The following is an 18,394-nucleotide window of genomic DNA, read 5'->3' as shown; positions in this document are numbered from 1 at the left end:
ATTGCCATCCCCGGATTGCATCCGGGCTACCCAGCCAAATCCAGGACCCGAATATGAGCCGTATCAGCTTTACCACCGCCACCCTGCCCGAGCGCAAGCGCATTGCCCTGGTGGCCCACGACCACTGCAAGGAATTCCTGCTCGACTGGAGCGAACGTCAGCGCGACAAGCTGGCGCGTCATCATCTGCTGGCCACCGGCACCACCGGCCTGCTGCTGGGCCGTCGCCTCGGTTTGCCGATCGAATGCATGATCAGCGGCCCCCTCGGCGGCGACCAGCAACTGGGCGCGCGTATCGCCGAACAGCGGGTGGATATGCTGGTGTTCTTCTGGGACCCCTTCGAGCAGCAGCCCCACGACCCGGATATCAAGGCCCTGCTGCGCGTTGCCGCGGTGTGGAATATCCCCGTGGCCTGCAACGAGAGCAGCGCCGACTATATGCTCAGCAGCGCCCTGCTGGACCAGGCCCACGACTACCGAGTGCCGGATTACCAGACCTATCTGGATAACCGCCAATAACAGGCTGTTGAAAAACTACCTGCGTGGCCGGTACTGCCTTAGAAATGGCTATTCCCAGATATGTGTTGTGCGGCTGTTCAGCTGCTCAGATTACCCCCTCGCCCCAATCGCCCTTTATGAGGGTGAGAGGAGCGAATCGCGCCTACAAGCAACTGTTGCACGATTACCCGACTTACGCCGATTAGTCCCCTCGCCCCGCCGGGGAGAGGGTTAGGGTGAGGGGCTGCGCCATTCAAGTCTGCACAACTGGCGGTTTGACACCCTTTGCCTTGTCTCGCCTAAGTTTTTCAACGGCCTGATAAGCGTTAGCCGCTCTCTCGTGCCTCGCTGTCGAGGCAACAGTCACGGCTGTCCAGCGCCTCCAGCAAGCGGCAATGTTCGGCCTCGGCGCTGGTGCAGCCGGCGAGTTTGCTTAGCTCGGCTTTCATCTTCTGCAGATCACGAATCCGCGCATCGATGGTCTGCAAATGCTCCTGCACCAATTGGTCAGCTTCCGCACAGGGGCTGTGGGGTTGCGCGGCCAAGCCGAGCAAGGTGCGAATCTCATCCAGGCTAAAGCCCAGCTCGCGACCGCGGCGGATAAAGCGCACCCGGCGGATATCGGCGTCTTCGTAATGGCGATATCCCGAGGCGCTGCGCTTGGGCTTCGGCAGCAGTTCACTGCGCTCGTAGAAACGAATGGTCTCCAGATTGACCCCGCTCTCGCGGCTCAACCCACTGATGGTCAGCGGCTTGCCCATGGCTTGACTCCGTAGTGACTACAGGGTTTAGCGTACTGCCCATACCGTCTCAGGAGAAGCCTAATGGGCGTCAATTGCTGCAACAGCGCATCGAGCTGCGAAACCACCCGTACCAGCAAGCGCTACCGCAAGATTCTCTGGGTCGCCCTGGTGGTCAACCTGGGCATGTTCGGCGTGGAAATCGTCGCCGGCATGCGCGCCGACTCGGTATCGCTATTAGCGGACTCGCTGGACTTTCTCGGCGACGCCGCCAACTACGGCATCAGCCTGTGGGTGCTGGGCATGAGCCTGACCCTGCGCGCCAAGGCCTCGCTGTTCAAAGCCCTGTCCATGCTGATATTCGGCATCGGCGTGCTGATCGCGGCAATCTGGCACCTGCTCAGCGGCCAGGTGCCCGACGCGCCCACCATGGGCGTGGTTGGCACCCTGGCGCTGCTGGCCAATGTCGGCGTGGCCGCCCTGCTCTACGCCTACCGCGAGGGCGACAGCAATATGCGTAGCGTCTGGCTGTGTTCGCGCAACGACGCCCTGGGCAATATCGCTGTGCTGTTCGCCGCCCTCGGCGTATTCGGCACCGGCAGCGCCTGGCCGGATCTGCTGGTGGCTAGCATCATGGCCGGTCTGGCGGTCACCTCGTCCTATCAGGTGATGCGCCATGCGCGCCAGGAACTGGCCGAGGAAGCCGCGACCTGAACGATCACGCCAGGGCTAGGCCTCAAGCAACTGGCCGGCGAGGTAGTCGAGAAAGCAGGCGATGCGCGAGGCCAGCGCGGTATTGCGGTAGTACACCGCATGGATCGGCTGACGCACCTCGACCGTATGCGCCAGCAGAATCTGCACCAGCTCGCCGCGGGCACGGTCGGCGCGGGTCATAAAATCCGCCAGGCAAACGATACCGGCATCGGCCAGGGCCAACTGGCGCAGGGTTTCGCCGCTGGAGGCGCTAAGGCTCGGGGTGATGCTGTAGGCGTCGCCAAGGGCATGGCGCAGTGGCCACTGGTTAAGGCTGTCGGGCTGGGTAAAGCCCAGCAGGCTATGTCGGCTCAGTTCCTCAACGCTTTTCGGCGTGCCATGCGCCTTGAGGTAGGCCGGACTGGCAAGCACGCGCAGGCAGTTGCTGCCCAGCGGCCGCGCATGCAGGGTCGAGTCGCGCAGCGGGCCGATACGGATGGCGATATCGGTGCGCTGCTCCAGCAGGTCGATGATCTGGTCGCTGCTGTGCAGCTCAAGCTGGATATCCGGGTACTGCGCGCGAAAGCCCGCGATCAATGGCACCACGGCATGCAGCATAAAAGGCGCGGCGGCATTCACCCGCAAGCGCCCCGCCGGCTTCTGCCGCCGCAGCTTCATCTGCTCCTCGGCATCCTCCACCGCATCGAGAATCTTGCGCGCCTGGGCCAGAAAGGCCTGGCCCTCCTCGGTCAGCTCCAGGCGGCGCGTGGTCCGGCGCAGCAAGGTGACATCGAGTTTGTCTTCCAGCCGGCTGAGGGCGCGACTGACACCTGAGGCGGTCTGCGTCAGCTGCTCGGCGGCGGCACTGATCGAGCCGCTGTCCACCACGCGCACAAAGGCCTGTAGTTCATCTAGGGTCGTGTTCATTCGTGCATATTAGTCAAATATCCCACCCGGTAAATCGTATTTATCCGCACTAATCTGCCGGAAACACGCTACCTCGGGCGGCCCCTGTACGGCACTCAGAAATCCACCTTGCCGCGCCCCGCCTTGATCGTGCCACGGATGCTCTTGCCTTCCAGGCGGCGCTTCTTCGAGCCCAGGGTCGGCTTGGTCGGGCGGCGGGCTTTTTCGGTTTTAACGGCGCTGCGAATCAACTCGGCCAGGCGCTCCAGGGCATCGGCGCGGTTCTGCTCCTGGGTGCGGTACTGCTGGGCCTTGATAACCACCACGCCTTCGGCGGTGATACGGCTGTCGCGCAACGTCAGCAGCCGCTCCTTATAGAACGGCGGCAAGCTGGAAGCCTGGATGTCGAAGCGCAGATGTATCGCACTGGACACCTTGTTGACGTTCTGCCCACCCGCGCCCTGGGCGCGGATGGCGGTCAACTCGATTTCAGCGTCCGGCAGGTGAACGCTGTTGGAAATGATCAGCATGCTATGAGGAACCAAGAGTAACGATGGGGCACAGGATAACTCGCTCGCCTTATCAAATAGCGGATTTGCCTTGGCATCTGGAAAGAGGAACAGACTCGGGCTGCAGCCGACCGCACCTTACTGCTGACTGATTTATCAAAGAGGCAAGCCCTGCAGCCCGAATGGCAATCCCTCCATTGCCTGGTGCTTTTCCGGGCTTCAAAAGCCGCTCAACTGCTGCGCGAACATCTTGCGGAACGCCGTTGGCGAGGAGCCAACGCGCTGCTGGAACAGGCGGCGAAACGAGTTGCTGTCCTCATAACCCACCCTGGTGGTGATGCTTTCCAGGCTCAGCTGGGTGGTTTCCAGCAGATGCTTGGCCCTTTCCAGGCGCAGTGCCTGCAGATAGGCCAGCGGGGTGTAGCCCGTTGCCGCACCGAAACGCCGCTTGAAGTTGCGCTCACCAAAACCAAAAAGCTCCGCCAGCTCGGCAATCTGGATGGGCTGATCGAAGCGCTCCTCCATCCAGTTTTGCACTCGCAGGATTGCCTCGTCGCCATGTTGCTTGGGCATCGACCAGAGTACATAGACCGACTGCTCAGTGCGCACATTGTCGATAAGCATATAGCGACTGCAGTGCTGAGCCAGTTCAAGGGAAGCGAAACGACGGATCAGGTGCAACAGCAGGTCTATCGCCGCACTGGCTCCACCGCCGCTGATCAGGCGCTCGCTCTCGCACAGGATACGCCGCTCATCAAGCAACACCTGCGGATAACGGCGGCGGAAGAAATCGGCAAAAGCCCAGTGAGTGGTGGCCTGCACACCATCGAGCAAGCCTGCTTCAGCAACCATAAAACTGGCCGTACACATCGCGGCGATAAAAGCGCCCTGCGCATGCTGCTGGCGCAACCAGGGGGCGTACTCAGCCAACGCCGGCAAGACCTCCCGCAGGCTGAACAGAAAGCCCGGGATAACCACCAGATCCGTCTGCTTGATCTCGGCCAGCGACCTGTCCACCTGCAACAGCTGGCCAACCTGGCTTGCAACGGGCTGGCCATCGATAGAGGCGACAACCACTTGGAAGGGTTGCTTGCTGCCTTCGGCAAAGCGATTAGCCGCGTCCAGCAACTCCAGCACCAGGCTGGCGCTGGCAAGCGAGCACTTATCGGCAAGCAGAAGCGTTACATGCATACGGGGCCCCATTGCACTTCTCGCATGAAATAAGTCATTCCTGCATCTACCTTAGCGCAAAGATGCTCACTAGAGTGCGCCCTCTCTCTCGCGGGTGCCTGCTTATGAATCTCTGGTTTCGTCTTATATGGATGCTGCTGCACCGCCCCTGGCGACGCCCGGTGCCAGGCCTGGCTACCACGATTATCAAATTACGGGTGTGGCCGCTGGATCTCGACTTCAACCGGCATGTCACCAATGGCCGTTATTTCACCCTGGCAGATGTCGGGCGCATGGATTACGTGCTGCGCAGCGGGGCCTACCGGGTTGCCCTGCACCACCGGGCGCTGCCTATCGTTGGCGATGTATGGGGCAAGTTCCGCCGTGAACTGAGGCTGTTTGAAGCCTTCGAAATCCACACCCGCATGCTGGGTTGGGATAACAAGTGGAGCTTTGTCGAACACCGCTTCGTCAAGGATGGTCGCGTACTCGGCGTGGTCATCATGCGCGGCCTGTTCCGTAGCCCCAAGGGCAACGTATCGCCCGCCGAGTTCGCCAGCGAACTGGGCCTGGCAGAGCAATCGCCACAACTGCCAGCCTGGCTGACCGACTGGTCAGCAAGCTGCGACCAACTAAGCGCTCAACTGCGCGGGGAAGAACCGCAAGGGGCTGGATGACCGGCCTCCACGGGGCGCGGATGGCTGCCATATTGGAGGATTCCGATCCAGAGCTCAGCAATCGGCCAGGGGCGGCCCTCAGCATCAATACCGTGGTCTGCCCCCGATTGTTGTCCCCAAAGCCTGATTCAGCGAAGCAGGACGAGGAACACCTTGCTGCTGTTGAACCTCCATTTCAGCCAGCAGTGACAGGTTCGTCTTGAACGGTGTATTGACCTTAGCCGAATTGCTAAAAATCGATACCAGCTTGCGCGTTATGCCTGCCATTTGAAGACAATTTACGGATTTATCTTCTTTAGTCGACTGCAGTGGGGCGGCTTCGGCCAGGCACGCCTTGTGAGAAGTCCATCCTACGGGCTGCTGGCCCCGTCAATACCAGTAGATCGATGACCATCAGGTCGCGTCGTCAGCGTTGACGACGAAATAAGCGCTCGGGGAGGCGACTTGCAGCTGCGCTGCCAGCACGGATCACAGCACTAATTGCCGGCAATTTCGGCAAATTCCGCGTGCTGTGTACGCGAACGGACAGAACTCCTTGGCGATTCTCGCCATCATGCAGTGGTTCTGGCAAAGGCCTGGAAGGGATTGCCATGCCGTTGCTCAAAGGATGCTATGTCGATCTCCACTCATCCGCGCGAAAATCACTTGCTGGCTGCCTTGCCTGGCAACGATCTAGCGTGCCTGCTGCCTTTTCTCGAGCTTGTTCCCTTGCTCGCGGGCACGGTGCTGTACGAGCCCGGTGAGCCGATGCGCTATCTCTACTTCCCAACCAACGCCATCGTTTCGCTGCTGTACAGCGTCGAAGATGGCTCGTCGGTCGAGATCGCCATCGTCGGCAATGATGGGGTGGTTGGCCTGGCCATGTATATGGGCGGCGAGACCACCCTAAGCCGAGCCGTCGTGCAGAGCAGCGGCTCGGCCTACCGCGTGAAGGGGCAGGTGCTCAAGTCACCCTTCGATCACGCAGGCGCGTTGCAGCAATTGCTCCTGCGCTACACCCAGGCGCAGCTAACGCAGATGGCCCAGCGCCTGGTCTGTACCCGTGCGCATTCGCTGGATCAGCAATTCTGCCGCTGGCTGCTGCAGTACTTTGATCACTTGCCGGCTAATACCCTGCAAATGACCCAAGAGTTGATCGCCAGTCTGCTTGGGGTAAGGCGCGGCGGCGTGTCCGAAATGGCCGGCAGTCTGCAGCGTGCCGGGGTCATCAGCTATCGCCGCGGCTGCATTACCCTGCTCAATCGGCCGGGGTTGGAAGGGCGTTCCTGCGAGTGTTACGAGGTGGTCAAAGATGAGTTCGAGCGTTTGTTCCCACGAGCCCTGCGAGTCCCGTTTCACTCCGGCGATTACTGCTCCAGTGGCAACCACTAAGCGTCAGTATAAAAAGGGGACAGATTTGAATGGCACTTACTTAACCCTCTTTGGATGACCACTTCTCTTGATTGCTGCGCGGGCGGACTGACGTGTTCGAGTTAGCAATGGATAGGGTTTCGGCCTTCGCTTGAGGGCTCGTGGTTCTGCCCGCCCAGCACGGTTTCCAACACGCTGTTGAGCGATCAGGAGCAACAGGCCATCCAAGTGTTCACTCCGTCCCAGGTCATCAGCAAATTGCCTCCAGGCCAGCCATAACTGGAGGCTGTGCTTGAAGCTCAGCTCACGTGGCAAGCAATCAGCCAATGATGCCGATTGCGCCATGATCAACCGAATCAGGTTATGCGCCAGCAGGTAAACCCAGAGTTCCTTGATGGCCATCGAAGGTGTTTTGCAACTCAGCATCTCAAGCCCCATCGTGGTCTTGAGATTGCGCAAATCCAACTCGACATGCCAACGGCTTTTGAACAGGCTTTTCAGCTCGGCCTTGGGCGTGCGATTGGCGCAGCACAGTGTCGTTACCAGTATCTTGCCCCCGACTTTCAATTCCCGAATCTCCAGTCTTTCGGGGACTTGCTCATAGTGCGCCAGGCTCATCCATGCCGGGCGCTTTTGGGGTTTGCCCAGGCCAATCAGGTGATCGCGCGCGCCCAAGCGTTTACCGCGCCGAAAATCGGTACTGCGTCGGCGCGCGCCATATTGCTCGAACACGCCATCAATGCCTCTACGCTGCAATTCGCACAGCAGAAAGTAGGTCGCGTAGTAGGCATCTCCCACCAGAACATCGCCGGCATTCAACGTGTCGAGCATTGACCGCAGTAGTGTTTGCTCATCGCCACCTTTACCCCGAAAGCGCCCCAGTGCGGCGTTAAGCACCGCACCACTGGACAGACAAACAATTCCAACCAGCCGACAAATCGGAAAACCTAGTCCAGGTTTTTGCCCCCGTGATTGCGGATAAGCCGCCTGATTGGCTGCCGTATCCGGCATCGACACCGTTGTGCCATCCACGAGCCGCACCGGTCTCCCCATCCATTGCCAGCCCTTGGCTGAGTAATCACTGATCAAGCTGCCGGTGCTTCGCACCAAGGTGGAAACCATTTCTACAGGCAACCGCTTGCGGGCTCGACAGTAGCCACCAGTATGCGTGCTGCAAGGTTTCAAGCCGCCGAGCAGTTGTTTGACAGCCATGTCATTGACGGCCTTCTGACAGGAACGATCGGCACTTAACGCCTGGGCCATGAACATGGAAAGCGTCTCCGTAGGCGGGAACAGACTCTCCCGATGATCCGGTAACAATGATTCGACGCAATCGAACAGTTCGGGACTGGTCAGCAGGTTGAAGAAGGCATAGGCATCAGTACTCGAAGCTTCTCGACGGGCACGCTGCTGTTGATGAATGACGGCTTGGCACCTAGGATTCATGTGGGCTGCTCCTTGGACTCGGTGTGTGTTCGCAACTATCACCGTAGACCAAGAGCAGCCTTTCTTTTTCCAATCAATTACTTAGCACTAAGTAAGTGTCATTCGGGACGGATTTATTTACACGTGACCCAAGGACAACGTATCGCCCGCCGAATTCGCCGGCGAGCTGGGGCTGGCAGAGCAGTCACCGCAACTGCCGGCCTGGATGACAGTTTGTGTCGGAGAGATGCGACCAACTAAGGAAACTCTGAAAAAGCTCGGCTTTTGCGATATGGCAGGTCTGAAAGCAGCATAGTTACTGGGCTGCATGTTTCGGAGTAGGACTTTTTCAGACCATCCCTAATGCCGAAGGCCATGGCGAGCAGCCACGACCTCCTGCCTCCCGCGCTACAGGCGGAAACGGCTGACCAGGGTTTGCAGCTGATTGCCCAGGCGCGCCAGTTCTGCGCTGGAGGCGGCGGTTTCGTCGCTGGACGTGGCGGTCTGTTCGGAGACGTCGCGCACGCTGAGGATGCTGCGGCTGATCTCTTCGGCCACCGCACTCTGCTCCTCGGCGGCTGCGGCGATCTGCTGGTTCATCGACTGGATGTTGGACACCGCATGGGTGATGTTGCCCAGTGAGTCGCCGGCCTTGCGCGTCAGTTCGACGCTGCTGTCGGTGAGGCTGCAGCTGTTGCGCATGGCCGCGGCCACCTGCTTGGTGCCGTTCTGCAAGCCGGCGATCAGCGTCTCTATTTCCTCGGTGGATTTCTGCGTGCGCTGGGCCAGGCCGCGCACCTCGTCGGCTACCACGGCGAAACCACGACCGGCCTCGCCTGCACGCGCGGCCTCAATGGCGGCATTGAGCGCGAGCAAATTGGTCTGCTCGGCCACCGCCTTGATCACGTCCATCACGCTGCCGATCTTGTTGCTCTCCTGCTGCAGGCCATTCATTGCCTCGCTGGAGCGGCTGACCTCGGCGGCCAGGCGTTCGATCTGAGCGATTACTTCGCCCACTACCTTGTCGCCCAGGCGCGCCTGGCCGTCCGCTTCGTTGGCGGCCTGCGAGGCCTGTTCGGCGTTGCGCGCCACTTCCTGCACGGTGGCCGACATCTCATGCATGGCGGTGGCCACCTGGTCGGTCTCGCTTTTCTGGCTGTTGGCACCGGCGCTGGTCTGCTCGGTGACTGCGGACAGCTCCTCGGCAGCGCTGGCGATCTGCGCCACGCCATCGCGGATGCCGCCAATCAACTCGCGCAGGGTCGCGGCCATATGCTGGATGCCCTGCTGCAGTTGGCCCATCTCGTCGCGGCGGTCGACCCGCACGCTGGCGGTCAGGTCGCCGTCGGCGATGCGCTGCACCGCGCCCAGGGTGTCCTGCAGCGGACGGGTGATCTGCCGAGTGATAACCCAGGCGGCGAGCACGCCGAAGAGCATGGCCAGCAGCGTGGCGGCGATCTGCAGGCTGCGCGCCTGGTCGCTCTCGATGGCCAGGCGGTCCATCTGGAACTGGTATAGAGCCTCGCTGATGCGCACGATCTCGCCCTGCTGCTGGGTCATTTCCTGGCGGGTGCGGGCAATGTCGCCGGTGGCGAGCTTGAACGCTTGCAGCGTCTCCTCGTAGTGGCCCAGGGCGGTAGCGATGCGGCTTACCGCACCCTGTTGGGCGGCACCGAAGGCCTGCTCCAGCGGGCCAAGGCTGGTGCGGGCGGCGGCGAGATGCTCAACCAGCGCTTGCTCGGTTTGCGCATCGGCGGCGCTGTCGTAGCGTTCGAGCAGGTAGCGCAGGCGTAGCAGCTCAGCCTGGGTGCGGGTCAGCGCCTGCAACTGGGCGAAACGGCCGCCGTCGTATTCGGGTAACAACTGCACGCTGCGTTCCATGGCGCTTAGCAGCTCGCCGAGCTGTTGGGTCTCGCCCGCCACTTTGCCCCGCGCGTCGTTGGCCGCAGCGTAGGCGGCGCGCATGCCACCCAGCGAGCGCTGGAACTCCTGGTTGTAGCGGTCCTGCTCCTGCAGCAGCTTGACGTTGACCGGGTTGGTAAAGCTGCCGAGCAGCTTTTTCTGCTGCTGCAAATAGCTATCGAGGTTGTTCAGCATGCGCTCGCTGCTGGCTGCATCACCCTTGGCCAGCATGAACTGCAGACGGGCAATGCGCAGATTGGTCAGGGTGGTGTTGAGCTGGGTGATATCGCTCATCCAGGTGCTGCGCTGGATGACGCTGCCTAGGCCCGTCCAGGCGACCCAGGCGAGGGCGAGAGTCAGGGCCAGCACCAGGCCAAAGCCGAGGGCCAGCTTGCGGGTGACGCTAAGGTTGGCAAACCAGGTGTTCATAAGAATTCTCCAACTGTTGTTAAGACAGGCAGTTCGGGTTTCGCTGGAGAATTGTTTTTGTTGAAGCCAGCACGAGGCCTGTGCTGACGCTCTAGCACGGGCTTTCGGCACACATTTAACGGGACAAGCCAATGACGAAGGCTATGTACCCGTTGCGGGTTGAAGCCTGGGGACCGCAGATGATGTCTAGACTGCCCTGCTTCGTGGGGTGGGTTACGCCGCGTGCAGGGTGAGGCGATGTATGGCAATCCCGCATGCGGCTAACCCACGCACGCTGCTTGCACCCGGTAATTGGGGCATAGCCATAAAAATGGCTACAGCATTTCTTCGCTCCAGCACTTGTTGGCAGGGCCTTGCTCCGCGTCCGCACCTAATGCTCGCTGGGTTGCACGTAGCGGCGCTGGATGCGCTCCAGCTCGCCCGAGTGGCGCAGCTGTTCCAGGGCGTGGGCCCAGGCAGCGACCAGTTCGTCGTCACAGTCGCGGCTGAAGGCGATGTACAGCGAAGCGCGATAGATCTCGATGGGAATCTTGCGCAGCGTGCCGGGGGCGATATTCAACTGGCTGCTGTAATAGGCCACGCCCGCATCGGTGTCGCCGATGATGATGCCGGTGCGCCCGGCCAGCAGCATGCGGTAGAGCTGCAGGTTCACGGTGGCACTTTTGTCGAGGTTGTTGAAGCCCAGCGACTCCAGCACCTTGGGCACCAGGCCGGCATGGCGTGTGGTGATCTGCGGGGCGTTCAGCAGTTGCTCCAGGGAATGCACCGGCTGTGGCGCATTGGCCAGCTGATAGGGGTGAATGGATTCTTCCACAATGGGCCCGACCCACTTGTACAACGGCTCGCGTTCCGCCGTGCGGAACATGGAATACATGATGGTCTTGGGCCGGCCCTGCAATACCTGGGTGGCTCGCATACTGGGCAGCAGCACAATCTCGAAGTCATCTCCGGTCAACGCCATGATGGCCTGCACGATCTCCGTGGTCATACCCTTAAGCTGATTGTTCTCCTGGTAGTTGTAGGGTGCCCACTCCTCGGTAACGACCTGATACGGCTCAGCCCTGGCAAGAGTGCCGAGCAGTAGACAAAGCAGCGCTGCAGTAGGTGCCGATAGCTTCACGTGTTCTGCCTGATGGCTGGGTGGCGCTGATTAAAAGGCCATGCTGACGCGCCTCTATCACCTGGCGCAGCCTTGCAAAGGCGAGATTGATGACGCGGGCTTGCTGCCTATTTGCTTCGACAGCGCCTGGCTCAAATTTAGACCGGCCTACTCCATCCAGGTTTCGGCGAGAGCATCGCCCACCCCGCTTCGCCCAATCTGTACAACCTTCGTATATGCCTGCCGAGCACGCATTGCTTAGCCTGGCACGCCGTTTGGCGGTCTGCACGCAGCAGCCAACTGCACAAGTGCGGGTATTTCAGCCATTTTCCGGACATCTATGCAGCGCCACTACCGGCCATCTGCCATTACCGGCCACGTACAAACAAAACCTGTACAAAATCTATTTTATGTATAGGATTTGCACAAGGCAGCACTTGAGACCTTGCAGCCACCCCACCCGCCGCACATCGCAGTCGCCCCGAGGGGCAGAGGAGTTCATCCCATGTCATCGCAAATGAGCATCGCCCAGCGCCTGGGCCTGGGTTTCGGTCTGATTCTGTCGCTGATGATTCTGATCAGCCTGTTCGGGGTGCAGCGAGTCGGCTTTATCGACAGCACCCTGACCGAGGTCAGCGAAGGGGCTACGGTCAAGCAGCGCTATGCGATCAATTTCCGCGGCAGCGTACATGACCGCGCTATCGCCATTCGTGATGCCGTGCTGGTGGACAACGATGCTGCCCTGAACAGCTAGCTGGCAGAAATCCAGCGCCTCGACGCCTTCTACCAGGAGTCGGCCCAGGCCATGGATAGCCTGCTGCGCGAACAGGCGCCGAGCGTCACCGAGCAGCGCCTGCTGGGCGATATCAAGGCCATCGAACGCAGTACCCTGAGCCTGACCGAGCGTCTGATCGCCCAGCGCCGCCAGGGCGATAGCTCGGCCATCCAGGCTCTGCTACTTAACGAGGTGTCGCCGGCGTACGGTGAGTGGCTCAAGCGCATCAACGGCTTTATCGACCACCAGGAAGAAACCATCGGCCGCGATATCGGCGCGGTGCGTGAAGCCGCTGGTGGTTTTCGCCTGCTGATTCTGCTGGTTACCGCCGCGGCAATCCTGCTCAGTGTGGGTGTCTCGCTGCTGATCATCAATCAGCTGAAATCCACCCTGGGTGCCGAGCCCCATGAAGTGGCCCAGGTCATTCATCGCCTGGCCGATGGCGAGCTCAACCAGCGCATCCAGACCCGCTACCCGGACAGCGTTATGGGTGCCCTGCAGAGCATGATCAAGCATCTGGCCGAGACCATCACCCAGGTGCGCAGCGCGGCAGGTGAGTTGACCCTGTCCTCCGACCAGCTGCTGACCACCTCGGCCAGCAACAATCGCCAGATCCGCCTGCAATCCAGCGAAGCCGAGCAGATGGCCGCCACCGTTAATGAAGTGGCCAGTTATGCCGCCAGCGCCGCCTCCGCCACCCGTAGCGCCGACAATGAAGTGGCCACCGGCAACCGCGTGGTCAGCGAAACCGCCAGCGCCATCCAGAACCTGGCGAAAACCCTGGAAAGCGCCGCCCAGAGCGTGCAGCAGGTGTCCACTGACAGCGAGAGCATCGAGAAGATCATCGAAGTGATTACCTCGATAGCCGAGCAGACCAACCTGCTGGCGCTCAACGCCGCCATCGAAGCGGCCCGCGCCGGTGAGCATGGCCGCGGCTTCGCCGTGGTGGCCGACGAGGTGCGCTCCCTGGCCACCCGTACCCAGGACTCGACCCGGGAAATCCGCGGCATGATCGGCAAGCTGCAGGACGGTGCCGGCAAGGCCGCCGAGGTGATGCGCAGCAGCCGTCAACTGGCTCAGCAGACCGTCGAGCAGACCGCCGTGGCGGAAAGTGCACTGAACAAGATCAGCTCCGAGGTCACTGCCATCAACGATATGAACGCGCAGATCGCCAGCGCGTCGGAAGAGCAGAGTTCGGTGGCCGAAGAGGTCAACCAGAACATCAACCGCATCCACAACGCCACCCTGGAAACCTCCGCCGGCTCCGAACAGGTGGCCTCCTCCAGCCGTGAGCTGGCCACCCTGGCCAATCGCCTGACCGAGAAGGTCAGCTTCTTCAAGCTCTGACAGGCGCTGCAAAACCCAGCTGAGGCCGGGATGGCGAACGCCCTCCCGGCCTCAGTGTGCGCGCCATCGGAACGTACGCCACGACCGTGCAACCCAGCAGCTCGATTGAACATTCTCACTCGCGCACAGTCATAATGGCCAGGTGACATCATATCTACATCTGTTCGACAATTTGATCCGCGCGTCTTTACTGAAGTAGTGCCCTCTATTTTCAGGAGCCACCATGATCCTACCCAGTCTTCGCCTGCCTCTGGCTCTGTCCGCCCTGCTACTGAGCGCTACGCTGCAGGCCGACCCGACCTGGCAGAGCCAGCCGGCCAACCCCGTTATTCTCACCGTGAGTGGCGAACTGGATTGCTGCCCTGATGGCACCGCCTATTTCGACCTGGAGCGCCTGGATGCCCTGGCGCAAACCACAGTCAAAACCATCACCCCCTGGACCGACGCCGAGGAAAGCTTCCAGGGCGTGCGTCTGGACCAACTGCTGACGGCCCTGGGGGCCAAGGGCACCCACCTGGAGGCCGTGGCCCTGAATGACTACAGCACCCGCTTCGACACCAAGGCCCTGCTGCGGTACCCGGTCATACTCGCCACCCGCAAGGAAGGCCAACTGATGCGCGTGCGCGACAAGGGCCCGATCTGGATTATCTACCCCTTGAGCGACTACCCGGCCCTGCGCAAGGAGGAGCACCACCATGCCATGGTCTGGCAGCTCAAAGCCCTGACCGTAAGCCGGTAAGCGCGGATGAGACGACTGCGCTATCTGTTTCTCTTGCTGGTCACCCTTGGTTTCGCGGTAGGCATAATCGCCTCCCTGATCAACAACCAGCGCAGCGCTGAGCTGACCGCCACCCGTATCCAGCTCTCGGCCTGGTCGTTGGCGCAGCTCGAACATGAATTCATCCGCTTCCACACTTCCATGCGCCTGTTCCAGGCCGATGCCCTGCCCGCTTCACGTCTGCAACTCGACTACGACCTGCTGTGGAATCGCCTCGAGGTCTTTCTCAACGGTGACGAGAACCTGGCCATACGCCAACGTTTCGGTGCCGAGCAGATCGCCCAGGATCTGCTCACCCAGCTGCAACAGGATGAAGCCCTGCTGTTCGCCCCAAACCTGCAACCCGGGCCGCCGCTGGACGAGCTGCTGGAACGCTACAACCATTACCTGCACCCCATCCGCCAGCTGATCGTCAACAATTTCACCGGTCCCGAGGCGGCGGGCATTGTCGATGAACTGCATAAGCATCTCGGCCTGACCCAGGTCTTGCTGCTGGGCCTGCTGTTCTGTGGCGGTGGGCTATTGCTGATGCTGTTCTTCGAGAGCCGGCGAAACAACTTCCTGGCGCGCCACGACTCCCTCACCGGGCTGCCCAACCGCCAGAGCCTGCTTGCCCTGCAGGACAAGAGCGACAGCGCGCAGCGTTACAGCGCCATCGCCGTGATCGAGATGAGCAATTTCCGCGCGGTCAACGAACATATCAGCCACGAAGCCGGCGACCAGTTGCTCAGCCGCATCGGCAACATCCTTAACCAGCTCAAGCCCCAGGGCAGCTTTATTGCCCGGGTTGGCGGCGACGAATTCATCATGACCTTTAGTCAGGACTTCCCACCGGAGCTGGTGATAGAAACGCTCAAGGCCCTGGCGCAAGCGCTGCACTTCGACTTTCAGAACGACAAGCAGCTGTTTCAGGTCAGCGCGCGCATTGGCGTGGTGCTCAACAGCGACCAGGCCCTGGGCATAGAAAAGCTCTACTACTGCGCCACCCTGGCGGCGCGTGAACTGCGCATGACCCATGACCAGGGCATCCAGATATTCGACGAGGAGATCAACAGCCGTTACATGCGCAGCCGCCACCTGCTGAGCGATCTCAAGCAGGCCATCGCCGGCAAGTTTCCTGGGCTGTCGCTGCACTACCAGCCGATTCTCGGGCTGCAGCAATCCGCCCTGGGGGTGGAAACCCTGCTGCGTTGGATGCACCCACGGCTGGGCCCCATCTCGCCACTGGAAGTAGTGGAACTGGCCGAGAACAATCAGCTGGGCCAGCAACTGGGGCACTGGATCCTGCAACGCCTTAAGCAGGATCTGCGCAGGCTGCCCGGCAAGATACGCGAGCAGCTGTACTTTTCCGTCAACCTGTCGCCTTCGCAGTTCAGCCCCAGGTTGCCCGGCAGCCTGAGCCAATGGCTGGCCGACGCGCCCATCGCTCCACAGCAGCTGTTGCTGGAAATGACCGAGTCGATCTCGGTGGTCAACTTCGCCGACAGCCAGAGCATTCTGCAAAGCATCAACGCCCTGGGCATCGATATCGCCCTCGACGATTTCGGCACCGGCTACTCCTCGCTGTCCTACCTCAGCAGCCTGAAGGTGCAGCGGATCAAGATCGACAAATCCTTTATCCAGGGCGTCAGCACGGACCTGCAGTTGCAACGGGTGGTGCGCAGCATCATCGAGCTGTGCCACAGCTTCAACTTCAGCGTGATTTGTGAAGGCATCGAAGACAGCGCCGACGACCAGCAGGTGCGGGCGCTGGGCAGTGACTACGCCCAGGGCTACTACTACGGCAAACCCATGCCCCTGGAAGCCCTGATCGCCTGGTATGGCACCTATCACGACCCGGCCATGGCGCGTCTCCAGGGGCCCGAAGCGCCCCTCAGCCAGCTGCGCCACTGAAACCTTTGCTTGAAAATTACCAGCGGCCAATTTGCCCCGGCTCGGTTAAGTTAGCGATCTGACCCAACCTGAGAGCTGTCGCGATGGATTCGATTACCCAGGCCGTGCTCGGTGCCACCATCCAGGGCACCCTGCTCGGCCGCTGGCAAGGGCGCAAGGCCCTGCTTTACGGTGCCATGCTCGCCACCCTGCCGGATATGGATGTGGTTATCGACTACGGCGATGCCGTGGCCGATATGACCTACCACCGCGGCTTCAGTCACTCGCTAATCGTCCTCACTGGCCTGGCCCTGCTGCTGACCTGGCTGACCCGGCGCTTGCGGCACAACCCCGGCTATTCGGCGCAACGGCTGTTTTTCACCCTCTGGCTGGTACTGCTTACTCACCCGCTGCTGGATGCCTTTACCAGCTACGGCACCCAGCTGTTCTGGCCGCTGATGCCGGCACCCACCGCGTGGTCGAGCATCTTTATTATCGACCCGCTCTACACCCTGCCGCTGGGCATCGCCGTGGTTATGGGCCTGCTCTATGGGCTGCGGGACAAGACGCCCAGGGCACCGGCCATCGCCCTGCTGCTCTCGACCCTGTACCTGGCCTCGACCCTGGGCGGCAAATATATGGCCGAACAACGGGTGGAAGCCGAACTGGCCCGCCAAGGTATTCAGGCCGATGCGCTGTTCAGCACGCCAACACCCTTCAACAGCCTGTTATGGCGGGTGATTGTGCTGGAGGGCGAGGATTATCACGAAGTGCTGGTCAGCTGGCTGGACAGCGCCCCACCGCAGCTCGGCAAAATTGCCCGCGGCACCCAGCTGGCCGAAGCCCTGGCCGACTCGCCGGCGCATGCGCGCCTGGCCTGGTTCACCGACGGCGTGCTGCGCTACGACCAGCTCGGCGATCAGTTGGTGGTAACCGATATCCGCCTGGGCATGACCGGCTTCCACCCCTTCCGCTTCGACTTCGCCACCCTGGAAGACGGCCAATGGCGCGTACACGATGAGATTCAGCGCCTGCCCTTCGAGCGCGGCGATATAAGCCGGCTGCAATTGCTGCTGACACGCATCTGGCAACCCGAAGTGAATGTGCCGCTGGTGGCCTGGGCCAACGAGCTGGGCAAACCCCTGGCCGGCCATAGCGAAACGACCTGCGTGGGCAATGCGGGGTTAAAAACGGCCTGCTAGGCGCATGTGGGATAGCTGCGGCAAGGCTGGCGGGCGGCGTTCGGATGAGCGCTTGCAGAGGAACAAACCAGCCTGATTCAGACAGCTTTGCCGAAATATACGGGTGCCTTCCGAACTAAGAAGCGGGAGTTATCAAATCGCCAGTTGTGCAGACTTGAATGACCCAGCCCCTATCCCTAACCCTCTCCCCAAGGGGGCGAGGGGACTAATCGGCGCAAACCGGACAATAGTGCGACAGTTAACGGATACATAGCCTTTTTAGGTACGGAACTGCGCGACCAGGCCCTGCAACTCGACACCCAGGCGCGCCAGTTCGGCACTGGAGGCGGCGGTCTGCTCGCTGGCGCTGGCGCTCTGCTCGCCGATATCACGCACTCGGGTCACGCTTTCGCTGATATTTTCCGCCACCGCGCTCTGCTCTTCGGCGGCCGCGGCGATCTGCTGGTTCATCTGTTCGATGGTGCTGACTGCCAGGGTGATCCGCCCCAGGGCATCGCCCGCTTCGGCGGCCAGGGTCACGGTGCGCTGGGTCAGGCTGCGGCTGCTTTCCATCTTTTCCACCGCGCCCTTGGCCATGCGCTGCAGGCTGCCGATCAGGCTTTCGATCTCTTCGGTGGAGTCCTGGGCGCGCTTGGCCAGGGCACGCACCTCGTCGGCCACCACGGCAAAGCCGCGGCCCTGCTCGCCGGCGCGGGCGGCTTCGATGGCGGCGTTCAGCGCCAGCAGATTGGTCTGCTCGGCGACATTGCGGATCACCTCCAGCACGCTGCCGATACGCGCACTCTCCTGATTCAGTGCAGCAATGGCTTCGGCCGACTGCTCAACCTCCCGCGCCAGGCTGCCGATCTGGCTGACCGCCTGCTGCACCACACCGTTGCCCTGCTGCGCCTCGCGATCTGCATCGCGTGCCGCCTGGGAAGCCTGCTCGGCGTTCTGCGCCACTTCCTGCACAGTGGCGGCCATCTCATGCATGGCGGTGGCGGTCTGCTCGGTTTCCATCTTCTGGTTCTGCACTCCGATGCT

General features: G+C 61.3%; 16 protein-coding genes and 2 pseudogenes. 9 read left to right on the top strand and 9 right to left on the bottom strand.

Going from position 1 to position 18,394, the window contains the following annotated elements; all coding sequences use genetic code 11:
- Nucleotides 1-53: 53 nt before the first annotated feature.
- Nucleotides 54-518, top strand: a complete 465-nt coding sequence (locus VMP31_RS16455; protein ID WP_325508781.1) for a methylglyoxal synthase — start codon at nucleotides 54-56, stop codon at nucleotides 516-518.
- Nucleotides 519-823: 305 nt separating this feature from the next.
- Here the strand turns inward: VMP31_RS16455 and VMP31_RS16450 are convergent, their stop codons facing one another.
- Nucleotides 824-1,258 (bottom strand): MerR family DNA-binding protein, encoded by a 435-nt coding sequence (locus VMP31_RS16450; protein WP_325508780.1) that lies wholly within the window; start codon nucleotides 1,256-1,258, stop codon nucleotides 824-826.
- Between the two features lie 63 nt (nucleotides 1,259-1,321).
- Between VMP31_RS16450 and VMP31_RS16445 the strand changes: the two genes are divergently transcribed.
- Nucleotides 1,322-1,951 carry a cation diffusion facilitator family transporter gene (locus tag VMP31_RS16445; protein WP_325508779.1) on the top strand — a complete coding sequence of 210 codons (630 nt, stop codon included), beginning with the start codon at nucleotides 1,322-1,324 and terminating at the stop codon, nucleotides 1,949-1,951.
- Between the two features lie 15 nt (nucleotides 1,952-1,966).
- On the opposite strand, the gene VMP31_RS16440 is transcribed toward VMP31_RS16445, so the two are convergent.
- The 3 genes from VMP31_RS16440 to VMP31_RS16430 form a co-directional block, all read right to left on the bottom strand.
- The gene (locus VMP31_RS16440) at nucleotides 1,967-2,857 is read right to left on the bottom strand and encodes a LysR substrate-binding domain-containing protein (protein WP_325508778.1); all 891 of its coding nucleotides are present in this window, start codon (nucleotides 2,855-2,857) and stop codon (nucleotides 1,967-1,969) included.
- Nucleotides 2,858-2,952: 95 nt separating this feature from the next.
- Nucleotides 2,953-3,366, bottom strand: coding sequence for an alternative ribosome rescue aminoacyl-tRNA hydrolase ArfB (arfB, locus tag VMP31_RS16435; RefSeq protein WP_325508777.1), 414 nt, complete (start codon nucleotides 3,364-3,366; stop codon nucleotides 2,953-2,955).
- Nucleotides 3,367-3,564: 198 nt separating this feature from the next.
- On the bottom strand, nucleotides 3,565-4,536 hold the full coding sequence (locus VMP31_RS16430) for a GlxA family transcriptional regulator (RefSeq protein ID WP_325508776.1): 972 nt from the start codon (nucleotides 4,534-4,536) through the stop codon (nucleotides 3,565-3,567).
- Between the two features lie 104 nt (nucleotides 4,537-4,640).
- Here VMP31_RS16430 and VMP31_RS16425 point away from each other — a divergent pair, with 104 nt between their 5' ends.
- Together VMP31_RS16425 and VMP31_RS16420 are read left to right on the top strand one after the other, a co-directional pair.
- Complete coding sequence (locus VMP31_RS16425) at nucleotides 4,641-5,192, top strand: thioesterase family protein (protein WP_325508775.1); 552 nt, start codon at nucleotides 4,641-4,643, stop codon at nucleotides 5,190-5,192.
- 612 nt (nucleotides 5,193-5,804) lie between these two features.
- Nucleotides 5,805-6,563 carry a Crp/Fnr family transcriptional regulator gene (locus VMP31_RS16420; RefSeq protein WP_325508774.1) on the top strand — a complete coding sequence of 253 codons (759 nt, stop codon included), beginning with the start codon at nucleotides 5,805-5,807 and terminating at the stop codon, nucleotides 6,561-6,563.
- A gap of 36 nt (nucleotides 6,564-6,599) precedes the next feature.
- Here the strand turns inward: VMP31_RS16420 and VMP31_RS16415 are convergent, their stop codons facing one another.
- The 4 genes and pseudogenes from VMP31_RS16415 to VMP31_RS16405 all read right to left on the bottom strand — a co-directional run bounded on the left by VMP31_RS16415 (nucleotide 6,600) and on the right by VMP31_RS16405 (nucleotide 11,418).
- Nucleotides 6,600-7,988 (bottom strand): IS4 family transposase, encoded by a 1,389-nt coding sequence (locus VMP31_RS16415; protein WP_325508773.1) that lies wholly within the window; start codon nucleotides 7,986-7,988, stop codon nucleotides 6,600-6,602.
- Between the two features lie 387 nt (nucleotides 7,989-8,375).
- A complete protein-coding gene (locus VMP31_RS23460) occupies nucleotides 8,376-9,080 on the bottom strand; it encodes a methyl-accepting chemotaxis protein (RefSeq protein WP_414705468.1) in 705 nt (234 codons plus the stop codon).
- Nucleotides 9,081-9,278: 198 nt separating this feature from the next.
- Nucleotides 9,279-10,163: pseudogene (locus VMP31_RS23455) on the bottom strand (methyl-accepting chemotaxis protein); the annotation flags it as partial.
- A 505-nt stretch (nucleotides 10,164-10,668) separates the two neighbouring features.
- On the bottom strand, nucleotides 10,669-11,418 hold the full coding sequence (locus VMP31_RS16405; protein WP_325508771.1) for a substrate-binding periplasmic protein: 750 nt from the start codon (nucleotides 11,416-11,418) through the stop codon (nucleotides 10,669-10,671).
- A gap of 484 nt (nucleotides 11,419-11,902) precedes the next feature.
- Between VMP31_RS16405 and VMP31_RS23450 the strand changes: the two genes are divergently transcribed.
- The 5 genes and pseudogenes from VMP31_RS23450 to VMP31_RS16385 all read left to right on the top strand — a co-directional run bounded on the left by VMP31_RS23450 (nucleotide 11,903) and on the right by VMP31_RS16385 (nucleotide 17,371).
- Nucleotides 11,903-12,151 carry a hypothetical protein gene (locus VMP31_RS23450; protein WP_414705466.1) on the top strand — a complete coding sequence of 83 codons (249 nt, stop codon included), beginning with the start codon at nucleotides 11,903-11,905 and terminating at the stop codon, nucleotides 12,149-12,151.
- Nucleotides 12,152-13,003: 852 nt separating this feature from the next.
- A pseudogene (locus VMP31_RS23445) lies at nucleotides 13,004-13,519 on the top strand (methyl-accepting chemotaxis protein); the annotation flags it as partial.
- 223 nt (nucleotides 13,520-13,742) lie between these two features.
- Nucleotides 13,743-14,258: a hypothetical protein gene (locus VMP31_RS16395; protein WP_325508770.1), complete on the top strand. Its 516-nt coding sequence runs from the start codon at nucleotides 13,743-13,745 to the stop codon at nucleotides 14,256-14,258.
- 6 nt (nucleotides 14,259-14,264) lie between these two features.
- Complete coding sequence (locus VMP31_RS16390) at nucleotides 14,265-16,190, top strand: bifunctional diguanylate cyclase/phosphodiesterase (protein WP_325508769.1); 1,926 nt, start codon at nucleotides 14,265-14,267, stop codon at nucleotides 16,188-16,190.
- Between the two features lie 83 nt (nucleotides 16,191-16,273).
- Nucleotides 16,274-17,371 carry a metal-dependent hydrolase gene (locus VMP31_RS16385; RefSeq protein WP_325508768.1) on the top strand — a complete coding sequence of 366 codons (1,098 nt, stop codon included), beginning with the start codon at nucleotides 16,274-16,276 and terminating at the stop codon, nucleotides 17,369-17,371.
- Between the two features lie 258 nt (nucleotides 17,372-17,629).
- On the opposite strand, the gene VMP31_RS23440 is transcribed toward VMP31_RS16385, so the two are convergent.
- The gene (locus VMP31_RS23440; protein WP_414705467.1) at nucleotides 17,630-18,370 is read right to left on the bottom strand and encodes a methyl-accepting chemotaxis protein; all 741 of its coding nucleotides are present in this window, start codon (nucleotides 18,368-18,370) and stop codon (nucleotides 17,630-17,632) included.
- Between the last annotated feature and the right edge of the window lie 24 nt (nucleotides 18,371-18,394).

This window comes from Pseudomonas sp., from assembly GCF_035512415.1.
Lineage (GTDB): Bacteria > Pseudomonadota > Gammaproteobacteria > Pseudomonadales > Pseudomonadaceae > Aquipseudomonas.
Note: the sequence above shows the minus strand (reverse complement) of the source record. Positions and strands in the feature narration are given on the sequence as shown.

Coding starts and splice junctions, on each gene's coding strand:
- VMP31_RS16455 (WP_325508781.1), top strand. CDS start 54: ATGAGCCGTATCAGCTTTACCACCGCCACCCTGCCCGAGCGCAAGCGC.
- VMP31_RS16450 (WP_325508780.1), bottom strand. CDS start 1,258: ATGGGCAAGCCGCTGACCATCAGTGGGTTGAGCCGCGAGAGCGGGGTC.
- VMP31_RS16445 (WP_325508779.1), top strand. CDS start 1,322: ATGGGCGTCAATTGCTGCAACAGCGCATCGAGCTGCGAAACCACCCGT.
- VMP31_RS16440 (WP_325508778.1), bottom strand. CDS start 2,857: ATGAACACGACCCTAGATGAACTACAGGCCTTTGTGCGCGTGGTGGAC.
- arfB (WP_325508777.1), bottom strand. CDS start 3,366: ATGCTGATCATTTCCAACAGCGTTCACCTGCCGGACGCTGAAATCGAG.
- VMP31_RS16430 (WP_325508776.1), bottom strand. CDS start 4,536: ATGCATGTAACGCTTCTGCTTGCCGATAAGTGCTCGCTTGCCAGCGCC.
- VMP31_RS16425 (WP_325508775.1), top strand. CDS start 4,641: ATGAATCTCTGGTTTCGTCTTATATGGATGCTGCTGCACCGCCCCTGG.
- VMP31_RS16420 (WP_325508774.1), top strand. CDS start 5,805: ATGTCGATCTCCACTCATCCGCGCGAAAATCACTTGCTGGCTGCCTTG.
- VMP31_RS16415 (WP_325508773.1), bottom strand. CDS start 7,988: ATGAATCCTAGGTGCCAAGCCGTCATTCATCAACAGCAGCGTGCCCGT.
- VMP31_RS23460 (WP_414705468.1), bottom strand. CDS start 9,080: ATGTCGGCCACCGTGCAGGAAGTGGCGCGCAACGCCGAACAGGCCTCG.
- VMP31_RS23450 (WP_414705466.1), top strand. CDS start 11,903: ATGTCATCGCAAATGAGCATCGCCCAGCGCCTGGGCCTGGGTTTCGGT.
- VMP31_RS16395 (WP_325508770.1), top strand. CDS start 13,743: ATGATCCTACCCAGTCTTCGCCTGCCTCTGGCTCTGTCCGCCCTGCTA.
- VMP31_RS16390 (WP_325508769.1), top strand. CDS start 14,265: ATGAGACGACTGCGCTATCTGTTTCTCTTGCTGGTCACCCTTGGTTTC.
- VMP31_RS16385 (WP_325508768.1), top strand. CDS start 16,274: ATGGATTCGATTACCCAGGCCGTGCTCGGTGCCACCATCCAGGGCACC.
- VMP31_RS23440 (WP_414705467.1), bottom strand. CDS start 18,370: ATGGAAACCGAGCAGACCGCCACCGCCATGCATGAGATGGCCGCCACT.